Annotated in this window: 12 protein-coding genes, 5 pseudogenes and 2 other annotated features; of the genes and pseudogenes, 7 read left to right on the top strand and 10 right to left on the bottom strand. The window is 37.1% G+C overall.

Annotation, left to right across the window (positions count from 1 at the left end; translation table 11 throughout):
* Positions 1-84: 84 nt before the first annotated feature.
* Positions 85-332 (bottom strand): annotated as a pseudogene (locus A3G9_RS01000000109420) (GlsB/YeaQ/YmgE family stress response membrane protein).
* A 354-nt stretch (positions 333-686) separates the two neighbouring features.
* On the opposite strand from A3G9_RS01000000109420, the gene pdxS reads away from it, so the two are divergent.
* The 3 genes from pdxS to A3G9_RS0102510 all read left to right on the top strand — a co-directional run bounded on the left by pdxS (position 687) and on the right by A3G9_RS0102510 (position 3,262).
* Positions 687-1,571, top strand: a complete 885-nt coding sequence (gene pdxS / locus A3G9_RS0102520) for a pyridoxal 5'-phosphate synthase lyase subunit PdxS (RefSeq protein ID WP_002820425.1) — start codon at positions 687-689, stop codon at positions 1,569-1,571.
* An 18-nt stretch (positions 1,572-1,589) separates the two neighbouring features.
* The gene (gene pdxT / locus A3G9_RS0102515; RefSeq protein WP_002816429.1) at positions 1,590-2,165 is read left to right on the top strand and encodes a pyridoxal 5'-phosphate synthase glutaminase subunit PdxT; all 576 of its coding nucleotides are present in this window, start codon (positions 1,590-1,592) and stop codon (positions 2,163-2,165) included.
* A 95-nt stretch (positions 2,166-2,260) separates the two neighbouring features.
* Entirely contained in the window at positions 2,261-3,262 is a 1,002-nt protein-coding gene (locus A3G9_RS0102510) for a choloylglycine hydrolase family protein (RefSeq protein WP_002821765.1), read from the top strand.
* Between the two features lie 33 nt (positions 3,263-3,295).
* Here the strand turns inward: A3G9_RS0102510 and A3G9_RS0102505 are convergent, their stop codons facing one another.
* The 4 genes and pseudogenes from A3G9_RS0102505 to A3G9_RS01000000109410 all read right to left on the bottom strand — a co-directional run bounded on the left by A3G9_RS0102505 (position 3,296) and on the right by A3G9_RS01000000109410 (position 6,720).
* Entirely contained in the window at positions 3,296-3,763 is a 468-nt protein-coding gene (locus A3G9_RS0102505; RefSeq protein ID WP_018025217.1) for a hypothetical protein, read from the bottom strand.
* Positions 3,764-3,819: 56 nt separating this feature from the next.
* On the bottom strand, positions 3,820-3,969 hold the full coding sequence (locus A3G9_RS1000000110340) for a hypothetical protein (protein ID WP_226489918.1): 150 nt from the start codon (positions 3,967-3,969) through the stop codon (positions 3,820-3,822).
* A gap of 83 nt (positions 3,970-4,052) precedes the next feature.
* Positions 4,053-4,301, bottom strand: a binding site (T-box leader).
* An 846-nt stretch (positions 4,302-5,147) separates the two neighbouring features.
* Positions 5,148-5,786, bottom strand: a complete 639-nt coding sequence (gene ribB / locus A3G9_RS01000000109415; RefSeq protein WP_002821764.1) for a 3,4-dihydroxy-2-butanone-4-phosphate synthase — start codon at positions 5,784-5,786, stop codon at positions 5,148-5,150.
* 170 nt (positions 5,787-5,956) lie between these two features.
* A pseudogene (locus A3G9_RS01000000109410) lies at positions 5,957-6,720 on the bottom strand (SDR family oxidoreductase).
* A 187-nt stretch (positions 6,721-6,907) separates the two neighbouring features.
* On the opposite strand from A3G9_RS01000000109410, the pseudogene A3G9_RS01000000109405 reads away from it, so the two are divergent.
* A pseudogene (locus A3G9_RS01000000109405) lies at positions 6,908-10,001 on the top strand (beta-galactosidase).
* Positions 10,002-10,012: 11 nt separating this feature from the next.
* Positions 10,013-10,696, top strand: a pseudogene (locus A3G9_RS0102470) (LysR family transcriptional regulator); the annotation flags it as partial.
* Here A3G9_RS0102470 and A3G9_RS1000000109780 read toward each other — a convergent pair.
* From A3G9_RS1000000109780 to A3G9_RS0102455, 3 genes and pseudogenes are all read right to left on the bottom strand, one after another.
* Positions 10,692-11,192: pseudogene (locus A3G9_RS1000000109780) on the bottom strand (ATP-binding cassette domain-containing protein); the annotation flags it as partial. The pseudogenes A3G9_RS0102470 and A3G9_RS1000000109780 sit on opposite strands and share 5 nt — an antisense overlap.
* Positions 11,193-11,222: 30 nt before the next feature.
* Positions 11,223-11,747, bottom strand: coding sequence for a GAF domain-containing protein (locus A3G9_RS0102465; RefSeq protein WP_002821091.1), 525 nt, complete (start codon positions 11,745-11,747; stop codon positions 11,223-11,225).
* Positions 11,721-11,981 (bottom strand) — a binding site (T-box leader). It overlaps the preceding gene by 27 nt.
* A gap of 214 nt (positions 11,982-12,195) precedes the next feature.
* A complete protein-coding gene (locus A3G9_RS0102455) occupies positions 12,196-14,730 on the bottom strand; it encodes a M1 family metallopeptidase (RefSeq protein ID WP_002820125.1) in 2,535 nt (844 codons plus the stop codon).
* 407 nt (positions 14,731-15,137) lie between these two features.
* Here A3G9_RS0102455 and A3G9_RS0102450 point away from each other — a divergent pair, with 407 nt between their 5' ends.
* A complete protein-coding gene (locus tag A3G9_RS0102450) occupies positions 15,138-15,515 on the top strand; it encodes a type II toxin-antitoxin system antitoxin (protein ID WP_002817204.1) in 378 nt (125 codons plus the stop codon).
* A gap of 8 nt (positions 15,516-15,523) precedes the next feature.
* Positions 15,524-16,354, top strand: coding sequence for an SPFH domain-containing protein (locus tag A3G9_RS0102445; protein ID WP_002821305.1), 831 nt, complete (start codon positions 15,524-15,526; stop codon positions 16,352-16,354).
* 34 nt (positions 16,355-16,388) lie between these two features.
* Here the strand turns inward: A3G9_RS0102445 and A3G9_RS0102440 are convergent, their stop codons facing one another.
* The gene (locus tag A3G9_RS0102440; protein ID WP_002821306.1) at positions 16,389-18,011 is read right to left on the bottom strand and encodes an ABC transporter ATP-binding protein; all 1,623 of its coding nucleotides are present in this window, start codon (positions 18,009-18,011) and stop codon (positions 16,389-16,391) included.
* Complete coding sequence (locus A3G9_RS0102435) at positions 18,004-19,353, bottom strand: ATP-binding cassette domain-containing protein (protein WP_002821307.1); 1,350 nt, start codon at positions 19,351-19,353, stop codon at positions 18,004-18,006. Before A3G9_RS0102435 ends, A3G9_RS0102440 begins: the two co-directional genes overlap by 8 nt.
* Positions 19,354-19,394 lie beyond the last annotated feature (41 nt).

The raw sequence follows: 19,394 nt of genomic DNA, 5'->3' as shown, positions 1-19,394 counted from the left end.
GATAATTAAATAAGTCTAAAAAAACAACTGTTCAAATACAGTTGTTTTTAAAATCCATTTTTTACTAGTTGATCAATAAATAAATCAATTATGTGAACGGCTGAGAATCCAAGAAACAATTACAACGACAATAACAGCACCAATAATCGATGGGATCAAAGCCATTCCGGCAACAACCGGTCCCCAAGTTCCTAATAAACTTTCTCCGAGCCAGGAGCCGACCAAACCAGCAACGATATTTGCGACCCATCCCATGGCTTGCCCCTTACTGGTCAGGCTCCGGCAATCGCTCCAATAATAGCTCCAACGATTAATTCCCAAATTAAATGCATAAAAAATTCTCCTCTCTCATTTTTTAGCTAAAAACGTCGTGATTATAATAACCACTACAAACCAATTGTAGTCTAGTAAAATCTATCCAACAATTTGGACAAGAAACAACTCAAAATTTCGTCACTGAAGTCCCACTATTTTAAGAAGGGAAACGAGTGACTATTAGATATCTCATTCGTACTAGTCATCAATTAAATTACTGAAAAGCTTTTTTCTGATCGTTATTGAACAGACTGTATTAGAATTAATTTTAATGAATTTATGGATAATTCATTATTTTAACCGATACAAAAGAACGATCGAAAACGCTATTTTATTAGTATCTAAGATGAAAATCTTGACGGAGGAATCAATTGGCTGAAAAAGGAACGAACCTAGTTAAAAGAGGGATGGCAGAAATGCAAAAAGGCGGCGTCATCATGGATGTTGTCAATGCTGAACAAGCGAAAATAGCTGAAGAGGCCGGCGCGACAGCTGTTATGGCACTAGAACGTGTGCCTTCGGACATTCGTAAAGCCGGTGGCGTCGCCAGAATGGCTGATCCCGCAATTGTCGAAGCAGTACAAAACGCTGTTTCAATTCCAGTAATGGCTAAGGCAAGAATCGGGCACATCATTGAAGCGAGGGTACTTGAATCGATGAAAGTCGACTATATTGATGAGAGTGAAGTATTGACTCCTGCCGATGATGTTTATCATATTGATAAAAAAGCATTTACCATTCCTTTCGTTTGTGGTTGCCGAGATTTAGGCGAAGCGGCAAGAAGAATCGGCGAAGGAGCAGCAATGCTTCGAACCAAAGGAGAACCTGGAACAGGAAATATTGTCGAAGCTGTTCGCCATATGCGCTTGGTTAACAATCAGGTTAATAAAGTTTTAGGAATGTCTCCGGAAGAAATTATGGTCTTCGCTAAGGAACTGGGTGCTCCTTACGATGTTTTACTGGAAATCAAAAAAAGTGGTCGTTTACCGGTTGTTAATTTCGCTGCCGGTGGTGTCGCAACTCCAGCTGATGCTGCTTTAATGATGGAATTAGGAGCTGACGGCGTTTTTGTCGGTTCAGGGGTTTTTAAATCGGAAAATCCAGCCAAATTTGCCAAAGCGATCGTCGAAGCGACTACTTATTACAAAGACTACCCTCGAATTGCCGAATTATCAAAAGGGCTTGGTGAACCAATGAAAGGCATTGATATGAGTATTCTTCAACCAGCCGAGCATATGCAGGAACGCGGTATTTGATGGGATGGCAATAAAAATATGACAGTTAAAATTGGAGTTCTTGCTCTTCAAGGAGCAGTCAGTGAACATATAAAGGCCTTAAAAGATTCTGGTGCCGAAACAATCGCCGTGAAAGATGCCAGCCAATTGGAAGAGTTAGACGGTTTGGTTCTACCAGGTGGCGAAAGTACGACGATGCGTCGTTTGATGGATAAATACGGTTTGTTTGATGCGATTAAAATCTTTGCCAAGAAAAAGGCAATTTTTGGAACTTGTGCTGGATTAATTTTGATGGCTAAGGAAATAGAAGGCCGAAAGGGACCCCATCTTGGTTTACTTGATATTGATGTTAAACGGAACGCTTTTGGCAGTCAGGTAGATAGTTTTGAAAGTGATTTAAAAATCGACCATGTTGCTGAATCTTTTGATGGTGTTTTTATCAGAGCACCGTATATTAAAAAAGTTGGACCAGGCGTCGAAATCTTATCAACTTACAATCAGCATATTGTCGCTTGCCGTCAGGGCCGTTTTTTGGCCTGTGCCTTTCATCCTGAATTAACCGGGGATACACGTTTTCATGAATATTTTGTGAAAATAACCAAAGAAAACAAATAATATTTTACAAATACTTTCGCTCAGTTTTTAGTGGAGGTATTTTTTTTAGTATACTTGATTTAAAAGATGTTAATGAAAAAGGAGATTTTAAAAAAATGATCGGATGCACTAGTTTGGTTTTAAATGCTTCGGACAAAACAAGTGTCCTCGCCAGAACAATGGACTTTACGATCGAAATGGCTGAAAACGTTATCTATACGCCAAAAGAGAAGAAAATAACTTCCAGCTACGGAGAAGACAGCTTTTATATCAGTAAACTGGCTTTTATCGGCATGGGCATGCAAATGCCTGATGGACCAGTTACTTTTGACGGTGTAAATCAAGCTGGCTTAACCGCCGCAACCCTCTACTTTCCAGGTTATGCTTCATATAAAAAAGTAAAGGAAGAAAATAGGCTGGCTGTTTCACCCGACAAAATTATCAGTTTTGCTCTGGCTAATTGTGAAACAAATCAAGAAGTTAGAAGAGCATTTGAAACGGATATCACAATAGTTGACCGTCCAAATCCGGTACTTGGTTTAACAACACCACTGCATTATATTTTTATGGATAAAAGTGGAAATAGTTTAATTGTCGAACCAACCGAAAATGGAATCAAAATTTATGATCACTCAATCGGAGTGATGACAAATAGTCCTGATTATCCTTGGCATGAAAATAATTTAAGGAATTATCTTTCAATCAACCCTCATCAATACCAAACAGTTAATTGGCTTGGAAAGACTTTGCAACCATTCAGTCAGGGCTCCGGATCATTTGGTTTACCAGGCGATTACACACCGACCTCCAGGTTTATTCGGGCAGCTTTCCTTAAGAATTTCATCGAAAAACCGAAGGATGAGATTCAGACGATTAACGCCGCGGCTAATATTTTAAAATCAGTCAGTATTCCCAAAGGAATTGTCCTTACTCAAGAAAATAAATCAGATTACACTTGTTATAGCAGCTATATGTCTGCACAAACTCAATCGTATTACTTTGCAACATATGGAAATCAAAGAATCAGAAAAGTTTCCCTGACTGAAAAGTTGCTCTCTCACTCGGATTACTTGTCTTTCCCAGTCAAAAACAATGAAGACATTTTGAATTTGAATTGATTCCATTTTTTCTTAGTTGGCATGGCCAATCGATCACACCCTGCAAACCGAGTTGCTTAACAGTATTTTTTTAACCAGCCATTGCAGGGAGTTTAAGGGATTTCCCAAAACTTCTGATGATTTTCCGCTACCAAGTTCTTTGCCGTTGAGAGTTAAAGTGCAGGCCACGTTTGCTAAGTCATCGACACTAACCTCCCTTCCAGTTGCTTTAGTATAGACAACGCGGCCGCCAACAGCTCCATCAGCAACAACCAAATATTTTGGTAAACTCGGAAACCAATCCTTGAAGCGTGAATCGGGAAGCTCAACACCAGCTGAAACGCTAACTTTATCGAGCAGTTCGGCCAATGAATCACTTGGCAATAGGTTTTCTTTAGCAGTAAAGACCATTTCGACTTCAAGCAAGGGATCCATTAAATCACTGAGTTGAAGACTGGCGTCGTTTTCTAACCAAGCACTTGCTGTTTCAGCACCGTAAAATGGCGAGTCTGAATTAAACATTCGTTGTGTCTGTTCTGACGTTAAACTGACCTTGTAACCTCCAAGGGGTTCTTTTTTTAACTCTGTGAAGGCGTGTTGAACTCGGTAACTTTTTTTTCGTATTCGGTTACTTTTAAGGGCCGCTTGTTTACCAATGCCTGATAAAGATCGTTTGCAACTTCCTTTTCTGTATCGTTTTTTGCAGTAAGTACATCTGTGTCTGACATAAGAATATCTCCTTTTTTTAGAAATAAATAAGCACGTTTAACAAAAGATGATAATAAAAAAACCGCAAAGCAGAAAATCCACTTTGCGGGACGATTAATCGTGTTACCACCCAAAATTCATATGCTGCTCGCGCAACATATCTCATCGCGTACGGAATAAAAACCATTATTCGATACGTTAGCAAGATAATGGTTGCGCCCAATGACGGTTACTGAAATCTTCGTGTCATAACTCCAAGGTGATTTTCGTTTATTACCGAGATGTTTCCTTTCACCTAACAAAACTCGCTAATTCCCAGTAATAAATTACTTTTCCTCATCAATGTCTGTTCTCATTTATTTCTAATAGTTTGTAACTCTAAAACTGTGCTGGATAAATGTCAAGCGTTTTTCAAAAAATAAATCATATTTTTTGATGAGTTAACGAAGATTGTTGATTTTAGAGTTAAAAATATTTTAAATAGACCGCTTTTAATGCCTTAATTCAAGAGACGATATTTTCAATTGTTTCTTAACGTGACGTAGTTACCTGCGGACAATACTTTTTCGGCTTGAAGGAGATCTTTTTCATGTATGAAAGTAAGTTGCAGGATACCGTCGATATCTTCTCTGATTTCCAAAATATGGATATTTACAAGACTTATTTTATTAACAGCAAGCAGCCGGGATTTAATTTTATCTAATTTAAAAAATAGGTCATAAGCAAAATCAAATATTTATGCTGAATATCAATAGCTTTGAATAATATATATTATGTTAACTAAAATTAAAAAAGCTTATTTTATCTTCCTGAAGATTTTCCAGACAAACAAAAATAGAACCTAAGTTCTAAAAAACAACAAGTTAGGTTCTACTTCATGATTAAGGATCTTTATCTTAACGCTTCTCTTCATTGATATTTGTGAGTGGAATTCAACATATTTTTTTGCTTCAAATGTCTTTTAACATTAAGCCAAAAAAATACTTTGGTTACCGTTTGTATTAATGTATTCTGAATATAATTTGAGATTGACTAAAATTGACTAAACATGAAAGTTTTGATCCAAAAGGATTTTTATTATTCAAAAATTCTAGTAGTGTCAAAAAATTAAGTCATTATTAGGATTCTATGTTTATATTTTTAAAAATTCTTATTGTTCGTAATGTCCAAACAACACTATCGATTTATTTATATAAGATCATAAATCAATCGGATCTAAACCATTTTCACGAATGAATTCTGATAGTTCATCGATTGATAGCATTGGCAGTTGATATTCATTAGACATTTGCGATAAATAATCTCTTCTAGCCATGTGTCCATCCGGTCGTAATACTTCAACAATCGTGCCAACTGGAGTAACTCCGCATAATTTAGCCAAATCGACTGCTGCTTCGGTATGCCCATTGCGTTCCAAAACGCCTCCATCTTTAGTTATTAATGGAAACATATGTCCGGGATGGACAAAATCCCTGGCTTCACAATTCGGATCGCTTAATTTATTAATTGTAGCTGTGCGATCATAGGCGGAAACACCAGTTGTAATTCCACCTATTTCATTTGTACCATCAAGCGAAATGGTAAAAGCTGTTTTATTAGTCTCTGTATTTTTTTCAACCATTGCCTTCAGCCCTAAACGTTTAGCAAGTGCTGAAGTTATTGGTACGCAAACCAATCCTCTGGCATTGGTCACCATAAAATTCATATTTTCAGGAGTCATTTTAGCCCCTAAGCCTAATAGATCGCCTTCATTTTCACGATCGTTATTGTCGACAACAATAATTAGTTTTCCTTTCTTCAACGCTTCAACTGCTTTTACTACTGATGATGAATTCATATTTTAATATCCCCTTTGCAATTAAAATGTAGTGTAAATATTATCACGAGATATAAAAATATAAGCAATAATTAAAATAATTGCTAAAATGCAAAAAAATAACCCCAAAAATAATTTTTTTGAGGTACTTTTTGAAATTTCATTATTAAAAAGATTTTTATTTTCAACAATTAGTAAGCTGTCCAAGCACCATCAACCGGTAAAACAGCTCCGTTTACATAAGCTGCCTCATCGGAAACCAAAAACAAAGTGGCATTGGCAATATCTTCAGCGCTTCCCGGTTCAGGCATGGTTGTCATTCCGGTTTGCTGACGTTGCATACCAAATTTATCAATATTCGTCATACTTGAAGAAATATTGGTGTTTATTCCTCCGGGTGCAATTGCGTTACAACGAATACCTTCTTTTTCGTACATATACGCAGTATTTTTAGTTAATCCGACCACGGCGTGCTTCGAAGCTGTATAAGCGGCTCCAGCCCGAGCTCCTTGGATACCGCCAACTGAAGCAATATTTAAAATAACCCCATGCTTTTTTGGCAAAAAAAGTTTAACCGCGATTCGACTTGTGGCATAACACTGACAGTATTCACTGAGAAAACGCGCTCCCATTCTGAGTCTGTAACATTGGCAACTGGTTCCATATTATCCATGATTCCGGCATTGTTTACGAGAATATCCAAACCATGAAAACTATTTTAAGCACTACTAAATAAATTATCAATATCAGCCTGATTAGCAACGTTAGCTTTGACTGCGATGGCTTCCCCACCAGCTTGTTTAATTTTTTCTACAACCGACTTGACACCATCCTCATTTAGATCACCAGCGATTATTTTTGCTCCTTGACGGGCAAACAATTCAGCAATTGCTTTTCCCATACCAGAAGCAGCACCGGTGATGATTACAACTTTATTTTTTAATCTTTGACTCATATTATTAAGCTCCTTTTTAAAAAATATTTTAAATATAAGTACTGTATCATTTTTCATAATTTAATGTAAACGATTTCATTTTTTAGTCATTAAAAACTTTGTTCACTTGTTTTAGTAATTGAGGTTTTATTTTTATCATGTGAGCGCTTACGATTTTAATATACACATTTAGGATCGAGGCAGCTTAATGACTAATAAAATTTCTTTCCGGGACATCATCAATAGAAAAGATTGGGAAAACCCTGTTATAACCAACTGGCATCGTTTACCGATCCATACCGAAATGAATTACTCTAAAAGCCTTAATGAGGACAAGCAAAAAACGATCCAGTCTCTTAATGGAAATTGGTGTTTCAGTTATTTTTCTAAAGTTACCGATGTTCCTGAAAATTGGGCAGATCGAGTTTTAACAAAAAGCAACATAATGCCGGTGCCATCGAATTGGCAATTGCATGGTTACGATCAACCGATTTACTCGAATGTTGCCTACCCTTTTCCAGCTAATCCACCTTATTTGCCAGAGGAAAATTCAACGGCTTGTTACAGTCGTATTTTCCAACTAAATGATGACTGGCTTCAATCAGGCCAAAATCATGTAATTTTTAATGGTGTGGGTTCAGCTTTTCATCTGTGGTTGAATGGCCAATGGATCGGTTACTCGGAAGATAGTCGTTTACCAGCCGAATTCGATTTAACAAAATATTTAAAATCAGGTAAAAATCGAATTTCAGTGATGGTTCTCCGCTGGAGCAAAGGCAGTTACTTTGAAGATCAGGACATGTGGCGGATGTCGGGAATTTTCCGCGATGTCGAAGTTAAACATCTGCCGGCAACATATTTGCAGGACTATCAGCTTCAAACCGATTTAGACGATGATCTTGATCAAGCAAAAATTACAATCAAAGCACAAGTTGCCGGCAAAAATTTTTCACAGAACAAATTACGAACCCGACTATATTTTGCCAATGAAAAAGTTGCCGACCAAAGCAGCAGATTGTCAACAAGGGCAGTTGACGAACGGGGGCCTTTAGACAACCAATTTATTGCCGAATTAAATTTAAAAGATCCATATTTGTGGTCGGCCGAACTCCCTTATCTTTATCAGCTTGTCATCGAATTGCTTACAGATGACGGTGATATACTACAAGTTGAAAAAGTAAATATCGGTGTCCGAAAAGTTGAGATCAAAAATGGCCTCTTAAAACTAAATGGAAAGCCTTTGTTGATTAGAGGAACCAATAAACACGAATTTGATTCCAAGAAAGGTTATGCCGTCGATGAAGAGACCATGATTCAGGACATTAAAGCCATGAAGCGAAATAACTTTAATGCTGTCAGATGCTCGCATTATCCTAATAATCGTCGATGGTATGAACTTTGTGATCAGTATGGCTTATGTTGTCGACGAAGCGAATATCGAGACCCACGGAATGGTGCCAATGAATCGTTTGACAAATGATCCGGTGTACTTGCCTTTAATGTCGGATCGTGTGACGAGAATGGTTACACGCGATCGCAATCATCCATCAATTATAATTTGGTCTTTAGGCAATGAATCCGGATACGACCGCAACCATGCCGCTTTATACAACTGGATCAAACAAAGTGATCTGAGTCGGCCGGTACAATATGAAGGAGGCGGCGCCAATACAGCAGTTACTGACATTATTGTTCCAATGTATGCTCGTGTTGAGCAAGATCAAATAGAATCAGTTAATTCAAAATGGTCTTTAAAGAAGTGGATTGGTCTTCCCGGAGAAACGTGCCCGCTAATTCTTTGCGAATATGCCCACGATATGGGCAACAGTTTGGGTGGCTTCGGCAAATATTGGCAAGCCTTTCATAAGTATCCACGATTACAGGGAGGTTTTATTTGGGATTGGGTCGACCAGGGACTTTTGAAGAAGGATGTAAACGGTAATGACTTTTATGCCTATGGAGGCGACTTTAAAGATCAACCAAATGATCGTCAATTCTGTTTGGACGGTTTGCTTTTTCCCGATCGAACACCGAAGCCGGCGATGCATGAAGTCAAATATTGGCAACAATATTATTTGTTTAATTTGCAGCGAAACCCACTTGGACAGGCTGAAAGTTTCACTGTCACCAATGATTATTCTTTTAAAAAGAGCAGTAATGAACGATTACATTACCAGATTAAAAGCGAAAACGAAATCGTTATTGATAAATATATTGATCTAGTGCTTAATCCCGGTGAATCTTTATTAATAAAATTACCGAAGGGTCGATCTTCGACCAGTTCTTTGCTTGATATAGATATCTCTCTTATCGAGGGAAACTCTTGGGCTCCAAGCGGCTTTAAAATTGCCAGTGAACAATATGTTTTAGCAAAAAAGTTTGGGCCAACTAACGCCGTCACGGCAGCAACGAATAAGATTTCTTTAATCGAAAACAAAGATACCAACACTTTTGAAATCAAATTGGACGATCAAAAGTGGCAGTTTGCTAAAAATTCCGGTTTGTTAGTGAGTTGGTCCAAATCAGGCAATGAGAATTTATTGGACGCGTTACGTGATCAATTTACACGTGCACCGCTTGATAACGACATTGGTGTTAGTAAAGTCGACCATATCGATCCAAATGCATGGTATGAACGTTGGAAATCCGCAGGAATGTATAATCTAAAAACCAATCTTGTTTCAATTGATGCCGAACAACTCGAACGAGCTGTTCTTATTCGAACATAACACAGTTATTCAAATCATTTCCAGATTCTTTTCAAGAGTTCGAAAATTTATCGAATTGATGCTAACGGGACGATGACCGTTACAGTCGATGTTTCACTGGCTCAGGGAATTCCGTTCCCTGCAAGAATAGGTTTAACTTGTCACTTAGCTGACCAAATAACTGATGTTTCATACACGGGACTGGGCCCATTTGAAAATTATCCCGACCGTCAATCGGCGGCTCAATACGGCCATTGGCAAATGGAATTGGATGATCTTTACACGCCTTATATATTTCCAAGTGAAAACGGTTCACGTGGTCAAGTTAGTCAATTGGAATTTGGCAAGCAAAAAATTTCAGCGTATCATGAGCAAAACTTTTCTTTCAATTTGAGTCGTTTTAGTAAGCAGCAATTAGCCAGGATTTCACATCGAAATCTTTTACAAGCAGAAAATGGTGTCTGGCTGTCGATTGATGGCTATCGTATGGGAGTTGGCGGAGACGATTCCCGGAGCCCAAGCGTCGCTCCCGAATATTTACTCTCGAATAATTATTATCATTATGCTTTCCAATGGTGCAGAAAAGATATCTGAGGAAAATACTAATGACTTTCGAACAGCTCCTTTACGCCGTAGAATTAGCTAATCATCAAACTCTCCAAGAAACCGCCGACCTTCTGCACATTAGTAAATCTGGTCTTAGTCAATCAATTTCCCAATTAGAAAATGAACTGGGAGTCAAGTTGTTTAAGCGCACCCGTTATGGATCCAAACTCACAGCTCAAGGAAAAGAATTGTTACCATTAATTAAGCAGATGCTATCCCAAGGCGTTTCTCTAACTAAAAAAGCTCATAATCTTGGGAAATCTGGACAGATCGAAACGGTACGTGTTGCTTATGCTAATACGATGTTGAAACCATTCCTCAACGAGTATTTGGCAATGTATCAAGATGTACCGACAAAATTTAACATGGAAATTTCTCAAGAGACTGTAACCCAGATTATTGATGGAATTCGTAGTCATCGAATAAATTTAGGATTTATCGCTATCAACGATTCGAATAAAGCGGAAATTCATGGTTTGGAATTTAAGCCAGTTCATGTTGGGCACCTGAAGTTGTTCCTTTCTCCAGATAATCAGCTTGTTAAAAAACAAAAAATTAATATTGAAGATCTTCAAAAACAAAGATTTGCTCTTTTTAATGATCCCTACAATGATCGCATTTTTGAGCACCTTCAATATCTTTGTGGTCCACTCAAAACAGTAATCAAAACTGATGACGGTTGGCCAAAGCTCTTGCAATTGCGACTCGTTGTTTCTGCCCGCCGGACAATTGCGAGGGATATGCTGAAACATATTCTTGAAGTCCAACCAGCTTCAATAGTTCCAGTGCACGTTGCTGACGTTTTTTCCGATTAATTTTTTGATCTAATAATGGATATTCGATATTGCCAAGAACCGAACGCGAACTCATTAAATTAAAATGTTGGAAAATCATACCAATTTTATGCCTTACCACACGTAATTTTTTTTCATCTATTTTTTTAATGTCGATGCCATTAACAATTACAGATCCATTTGTCGGTTTTTGTAACAAGTTTATTGTTCGCACAAGAGTACTCTTGCCGGCTCCGGAATAACCTATAATTCCGAAAATGTCGCCTCGCTCTACAGCCAAATTTACGTTATCGACTGCTCTAACTTCTTTTCTTTGATTTTTAAACAGAACGGTGATGTTTTTTAGGTCAATGATATTGGTTTTGCTATTAATAAAGGCAGCCATAAGTTCTCCTTCCTTTTATATTTCAAATGGTTAAATACCAAATATATAATTCCCGATTTTTTCCAAATATTCTTGATCATTTTTATCAAAATAGTTGAATTTTGTACTATCCAGATCGAGAACACCCCAAAATTCATTTTTTGAAAAAATCGGAACCACAATTTCAGAATTTGAATCCTTGTCACAAGCAATATGACCCTCGAATTTATGAACGTTCGAAACGATCACTGTTTTTTTAAGAGCAGCTGCTGTACCGCAAACTCCTCTTCCTAAAGGTATATGCACACAAGCTGGTTTGCCTTGAAAAGGTCCTAATATAAGTTCTCCATTTTTTAGACGATAATAAGTTGTTCCATTAATATTTTGGTCAGAATTAAAAATCAACGAAACTAAATTGCTCATGTTGGCAATTAAGTCATGTTCACCGTCCAACAAAGACTGCGCCTGATCATTAAGCAATGAATATCTTGTTTGTTTTGTTTCCATATATTTCCTTTTCCCGACAAAAAAATCGCTCCTGTAAATTAATACAGAAGCGACTTGTCGCGTTACCATCCTGATTTGTTTCTTTGCTTGCACAAATAAACCTTACTAACCATCTTTGTTAGCAGATGGGCTAACAGCAATGGCGTGTCCGATAACGAGGACCATTCCGTTTGATACTTTCGGTAAACCGTTCGTATCAACCAATCACCGGCCATTTTCCTTTTCTTAGTAAAGATCGGCTTACAGCTAGTACCGACTCTCTAGACATTACTGGAAAAGTACTTTCCAGATCAATTCGTTTGAAATCTATGCACTAAAATATAACACTTGTTAAAAGTATGTCAACTTTAAACAAAATAAAATTGAGATTAATAAATAATTAATCGAAATTTCATATTTAATGATGCTAGATAAACAAATATCAATCCTTAATATTTTTTATATCACGGTTCGAAACAAAAAGCGCCATCAAGGCGCTTAGTAAAAAGAAATAAATCCTCCTGCTTGAGAATAAGTTTTATCTACCTGCTTCCAAAATAGCTGCAATGACAGAAGTTTTTTCTGCTTCAACCAAATCAACACGGTTTGCAATTACCTTGATATCCATACTGATTTCACGGGTTAAACCAGGTGTATTCAATTTCGGTTCGAAGAATTCTTTAAATTCTGTTAAACGCTCCGGTGTACGAAAAACCATCGAAATAACTGTAATATAAGTTGCAAACTCCATGTCGCCGCCAACAGTATCTTCCAACCAATCCCAATCCTTACGAATCCAATCCCAAGCTGCTTGCTGAGCATTATTATTGGCCAAAAGACTATAGAACCAGCCGCGCAGATCTTGGGGTTTGATCACATCGGCATCCTCGAATTTTTCAATTAAGTGTGCAATAAGAGAGCTGTCCGTTACACTAGTGATAGCTACACGCAGGTCTTCTTTAAAACTGGCATCCGAAGAATCATGATAAGCAGTTAATAATTTATCGAATAGTGCTGTATTAGCAAAGTTTTTCATTTCGTTCGCCAAGACATACACGCGGACGCCTGCCGGCAAACTCAACAATTTGTCAGCATTATCGACGAATAAATCATGCGCCGATGAAATCGCATCGTCATTCTCGGCATACAGTGCCGCATTTAAAACATATGGACGAGTCAATTGATCATCGTTTGATTCAGATGGTTTAGGCTTCCAACCTAAACGTATAAACTGTTTAGAACTCAATTTTTCAAAGAGTACTTTCAGCGCCTTCTCTTCATCAGATTTTGGCGTCACAAACTTTTTCAGGTTGTTGGCAACACGATAAAGAGCAGCATTAACAAGCATCGACCTGCTACTTGAAAAACGCATTAACAAAGGAACGATATCGGCGTACAGGACTTGTCGACCCTCTGCCAATAAACGTAAGTCCTGCAAAATTTGAAGTTGGGAAACGGAATCAAATGAATTAATATCATCTAAAATATCTGACAGCAAAGTTTTATCGTATTTGACAATGAAATGCGAATTATTGCCAATATTCAATCGAAAAGGCTCACCGGCTGCTTTGCGTAATTCGGAATAATCACCAATTGTTAAATTCTTATCAGCAAAAATAGCAGGTACTGAATCATAATTACTATTCAGAGGAATTTGCCAAAGACGTCCTGCTTCCTGATTTTCGCCAATGAAGAATTGCTGTTGCGAGATAGTCAATTTACCATTTACAACAGCAGCCGCTACAGCTGGATAGCCTGGCTGTTCAAGCCATGAATTCATAACAGCACTGACATCTATACCGGAAGCATCGCCCAAAGCGGACCATAAATCATGTCCTGTTGCGTTGCCGTAATGATGTGCGGCGAAATAATTTTTCAGGCCCTTACGCAGGGCGTCATCGCCAATCAATGCTCGCACCATAACCAACATACGAGCGCCCTTCGCGTAAACAATTGCACCATCGAATAAAGCATCGATTTCTGCCGGATGTTCAACCTGCACATGAACAGATTGTACACCGTCGGTTGCATCACGTTGCAAAGCAGATGGTACATCAGAAGTCTGGAAGGTTTCCCAAATATTCCAGCTTGGCTCAATGGCATCTACGGCAACATACTCCATCATATTGGCAAAACTTTCATTTAGCCACAAATCATCCCACCATTTCATCGTAACCAAATCGCCAAACCACTGATGCGCCAATTCATGCGCAATCACTGTAGCAACAAGCTGTTTCGTATTAAGGGCTGTGTTATCCGGATCAAGCAGCAAATAAGCTTCACGGTAAGTCACAAGTCCCCAGTTTTCCATAGCCCCGGCTGAAAAATCAGGCAAAGCCAACTGATTGGACTGCGGTAACGGATAGGGGGTTTGATAAAATTCTTCATAAAACTCAATTGAACGTTTGGCAATGTCCAAGGCAAAATCAAGTTGCTTAATTGGATGGGCTTTAGTACTATATACACTAACTTCAACACCACTCTTGGTTGATGTTTTTTTACTTTGTAAATCCCCAAAAGCGAACGCAACCAGGTAAGTCGACATGCGCATTGTCGTATCAAAATAATGCACGCCATCTTTTTCGCGTACTTCCGGCATGTTTGCTAAAATCGTTTCACCCGGCTTTTCGTCGAATTTAATTGCCAAATCAAAAGTTGCTTTAGCTTCCGGTTCATCAATACAAGGGAAAGCCTGCCGAGCGAAGGTCGTTTCAAATTGTGTACCAATAATTTGTTTTTTCTCGCCATTAACTTCGTAATATGAAGGATAAATTCCCATCATACTATCGGTTAAAGTTGCTGTGTAACTTATCGTCAAACTTGTTTTACCGGTCTGAGGTAATTCAATCTTAATCGCATCTAATTCGGGATCAATATTAAATGACAAGTCATGTCCATCAGATTGAACAGATTTAATTGTTAAATCCTTTTCATGGATGGCAATTTTAGTGTTTTTTGCATTGCCGCTAATTGTTGTTTTACCAGAAAACTTTTTGTTTTCTCGATTGATATCCAAAAAAATTTCATAATGTTCCGGTTGAAATGTTTCAAAAAAATGTTTAAATTCAGTCATCTTTCATCCCTTCTAAGTTCAGTACGTCTAAATTAAAAATCCGGCGCGTCAATTCAAAATCATTTATTCGTAACTCATTAAAAAAAGACAAATTATTCTTCTGTGTTGCTTGTCTCTAAATTACAAATTCTCAGCTTTCATATTATTTAGTGTAATTCAATTTAATAAAAATTCCTCTCTTACTTATCCATCCGGTTGAATAATAGTCAGTTGATTAAAGCTACAAGTAACTGAAAATATTATTTGAATAAGTTTCAATAATATTTCAATCTACGCAAGACATATTATACGCTGGAATTAAACAGAGCGGCCTTTCACGATTAAAAACCCTTAGTAATTTATGCTTGAGCATTTAAACATTAAAGAAACTTTAATATAAAAAATATATCAATGTGATATCATGATCATTGTCCAGATGGAGTTATAGAAATTGGGGGCAACTTACGAGCACGAAAAAATCCGGAAATATAGCATTACGAATTGATCCTGAATTACACGAAAAAATCACGCGCTTAGCTGCCGCTGACAATCGAAGTGTAAATTCTTATATCACAAAAATTCTTGAAAAAGATGTTAAAAATAATTCTTTCGAGGATCGACAGTTCGTTGGTACACTGATACCCGGAAAAAGAATTAACGACAAGAATGGTCTCGTTGAAGTTTCGGGAATCTATTACCGCTATTTAATTGAAGATAACCAAAAAGTCGATAAAACAGCTAATTACGTTATTCTTGAAGCCAATGGCAATGTCTTAACGCTGAGAAAAATGGAAATGGCAAATTAGGAGAGAAAATGGCACTATTTTTTAAGATCGTTCCACAAAACAATAAAGGATTAGTCGAAGTATTAGGAAAATATCGAAAAAGTGTTGATCCGGGAATTCATTTTTACATTCCCTTTTTTCAAGGAATAAAGAAAGTCACCTTGGCAATGAGCCCTTTGAAGTTGCCGAACTATTCAGTCATAACGAAGGATAACGCGGATGTATCTGCCAGCGTTACTTTAAATTATCATGTAACTGATGCTGTAAAATACGAATACGAAAACACCGACTCGGTAGAATCAATGGCTCAATTAGTTCGTGGTCACTTACGTGATATTATAGGTCGTTTGGATTTAAATGAAGCCTTAGGCGCGACAGCCAGAATAAACCAGGAATTAGCTTCGGCTATTGGTGATTTAACTAATACTTACGGGATTAACGTTGATCGAATCAATATTGATGAGTTAACTCCGTCACGAGCTATCCAAGAAGCAATGGACAAACAGTTAACAGCTGATCGAGAACGTGTTGCAACAATTGCTCAAGCCGAAGGGGAAGCAAAGTCGATTGAGTTAACAACCAAAGCTAAAAACGATGCAATTGTGGCAACAGCCAAAGCTCAAGCTGATGCCACAAAAACACGGGCTGAAGCTGAGAAATATCGAATTGATACTGTTCAAACTGGATTGAAAAATGCCGATAACAAATACTTTCAAAACCAAAGCATCAATGCCTTTACCGAATTGGCAAAATCGGATACCAATACAATTGTTGTTTCAAACGATCAAGTCGGCAGTTTCGGTCAGCTTCCAGTCGTTGGTCAATTGCTGAATTCAGGAACGCAAAAAATAAAAAAATAAGCAATAAAAAAGTTACTCGAAAATAGTAACTTTTTTATTGCTTAATTTCGGCTAACTCTCCACCAGCTAAACGATAAACCCGTTCAGTGAAGGAAAGTGAACTTGGCCTGTGAATCACAATAAATATTAGTCCCCGATAATAATTCTGCAGACTATTAATTATAATTGCTTCATTAAGGGTGTCCAAGTTGCTTGTCGGTTCGTCTAAAATCAATATTGAACTCGGGTACAGCAATGCTCTGGCAATTTCCAGTCTTTGCAATTCGCCGGAAGAAAAACGCTGCTCTAAACGACTGATTTTTGTATCAAGCTCTTTGGGCATTTTTTTGACGGTTTTATCCAATTCAACTTTCTTTAAAGACTCCCAAATTTTTGAATCAGAAAAACTATTATTTTTTAAAGTTATGTTTTCTCGGATCGTACCGGAAAGAATTAAAGGATTTTGGGCAACATAATTAATTTGTTTGCGAAGGCCGGATTTTTTTATTTTCCGCAAATCATGACTATATACTTCTATTAAGCCTTTCTTTGGTTGATACCATTTCATCAAAAGCTTCATCAAAGTGCTCTTCCTCTCTCCACTTTCGCCAATAATTCCGATGACTTCCGATTTTTTTCCAATCAAAGAAGCATCTTTCAAAACGGTTTTATTAGGACGCAAAGGATATGAAAAATTCACATCTACAAAACGACTTTGTTTGATCAAAGAAATTTCTTGATTTTCAGATAAATTGGATACTGCTTTTTCATCGAGAATTTTAAAAATATTCTTAGCAGATAGTAAAGCATTGCCTAGAGAACTTGGAAGATTGGCTAAGGCGAGAACTCTGCCAAAAGAAAATGGAAAAGTAAAAGCAATTACCCAACATAAAGTATTCCCAACAGAGAAATTAAAAGCCAAATATCCCATTGCAATCGAGAAAAATAATAAACTTAATTGAGTTGCCGTGGCAGCGGCTGAATCGCTAAAAGTCCCTTTTTTGATTGTATTACCTATTAAATCCCGCTGTTTATCTAAAAGAGAGATTCGTTGTTCGATTTTTTGAAATTGTTGCAAAAGGCTTTTTCCGTTAACAGTCTCACTCAATAACTGATCATTTTCAGTTTCATATTTTGATAAAGATGAACTCGTATTTTCAATCTTCTTCTTTCTGAAAAGAGGAAGGACAAACCCAATCCAAAAATAAGACAGTAATGCCAAGGTCCCCATCAATGGCGAAAACAAAAAAATCAGGAAACTTTGTAAAAATGAAAGAAGAACAGCAATCACAACTGGTGCGATTGTATGTGCGTAAAAAACCTCGATTTGTTCAATATCCTTAACCAGTAACTTTAATATCTTACCGGATTCTTTGTCATCCAATTTGGCTGGAGCCAACGACAATAAATGATCATATAATTGCGTTCTTAAATCTGCCAGCAAATGAAAAGCAATAAAATGTCCCAAATATTGTTCACCAAATCGCGAAAAACCCAAAGCCAAAGCCACAAAAAGTAAAATTAGCGCATAAGTCCAACTGAATTGATGTTGAATAATTAAGTAAAAAGCCGCTGCAATAATAAAAATCTGAAGTAAGGTGGAAATCGCACCACAAAAAATACTTGCTAGAAGTAAATTATTTAATCGATGTGTTTGAATAAGTAGTCGTTTAAGCATCTTGCTTATTTCCTTTCAACAAAAGAAATTGTTGATTGATAAGGTTCTTGAAGGAAGGCGAATTTTTTAATAATGATTCATAAGGACCGATTACGGCCTTTTTTTCAGTGATGAAAGCAATTTGATCGCTTTGTTTCAAGTCTTCTATTTTGTGCGTAATTATTAAAACGATTTTCTCTTTAGCCAAACGTTTCATAGCCCGGAGAATAATCCCTGCGTTCTCATGATCAATATTTGAAGTGACTTCGTCAAAAATATAAAAATTTTTGTCGGCTGCAACAGCTCGCCCAAAGGCGATTTGCTGGCGTTGGCCAGGCGATAGCCATTTTCCATTTTCACCAACCTGACTATCATATTGGCCAGGCAAGCTAGAAACAAAAGAACACAAACCAAATTTATCAAAAATTTTTATTAGCTCTTTTCGATTATATTTGCTGGCAAACAATAAATTATCAATAATCGAACCGCTAAACAAATAAGGTTCGCTGCCTAAATAAATCGCTCTTTTAAGCCAATCATGTCGAAAATTCGCGTCAAATCTTAATTTTTTATCGGAAAAAGAAATTTCTCCTGCCAGAGATTTTTGCTGAGCCATTAAAGTTTTTGCCAAAGTACTTTTACCTGAACCGCTTTGACCAGATAAAGCATAAAGATGGCCGATTTTTAAAGACCATGATAATTGTGTTATTAATGGTTTATCATAACCAATTGAGAGATTATTGATCGTTATTTCCAAAATTTTTGGAATATCATTCGCAATCGTTCTTTGTTTTTTCTGAGGCGAAAAAGAATTCTTATCATCTATTTGAGCAAAAATATGTTTTAAAGTCGGACTTAATTGTTTCATTACATGAATGAAATAGCCAGACTTTCGAAATTCAATGAACCAATCAGCATCTAATACGAATAAAATTATTGCTTGCACAACCGATAAATTGCCCTGCGCCGTTCCAAAAGACAAAAATAAAGCAAAAGCACCAATGCCGCCATATATAGCAAAATCCAAAATATTCAGCGTTTGTAATTGATAGGCCAGAACAGCCATTGTTCTTTTCCTGAAATTTTCCGAATCACGATGAAAATCAGCAGAGAAAGCTCTGTCCCTTCGATACATAATAATTGCGTTCATTTCAAAAAAATCATCTAGAAAACGTTCACCCATATGGACAAAACTATTTATATAACGCGCATTTTCTTTATCGCCATGTTTAGCTAAAGCCATCATGCCGAGACCTATCAATATAATTGACAAAAAAGGAATAAATATAGCAAGAGGCTGCCAGATTATAATAAAAATTATCAGCAGCAAACCGGTCAAAGACAGTTTAATAAGTGTCGGCACAATTAAAGCGTAAAAAGAATTTAAATCGGTAATCGCTTTTA

This window comes from Oenococcus oeni DSM 20252 = AWRIB129 (genome assembly GCF_000372485.1).
GTDB lineage: Bacteria > Bacillota > Bacilli > Lactobacillales > Lactobacillaceae > Oenococcus > Oenococcus oeni.
This window is presented reverse-complemented; position numbering and strand designations above follow the sequence as displayed.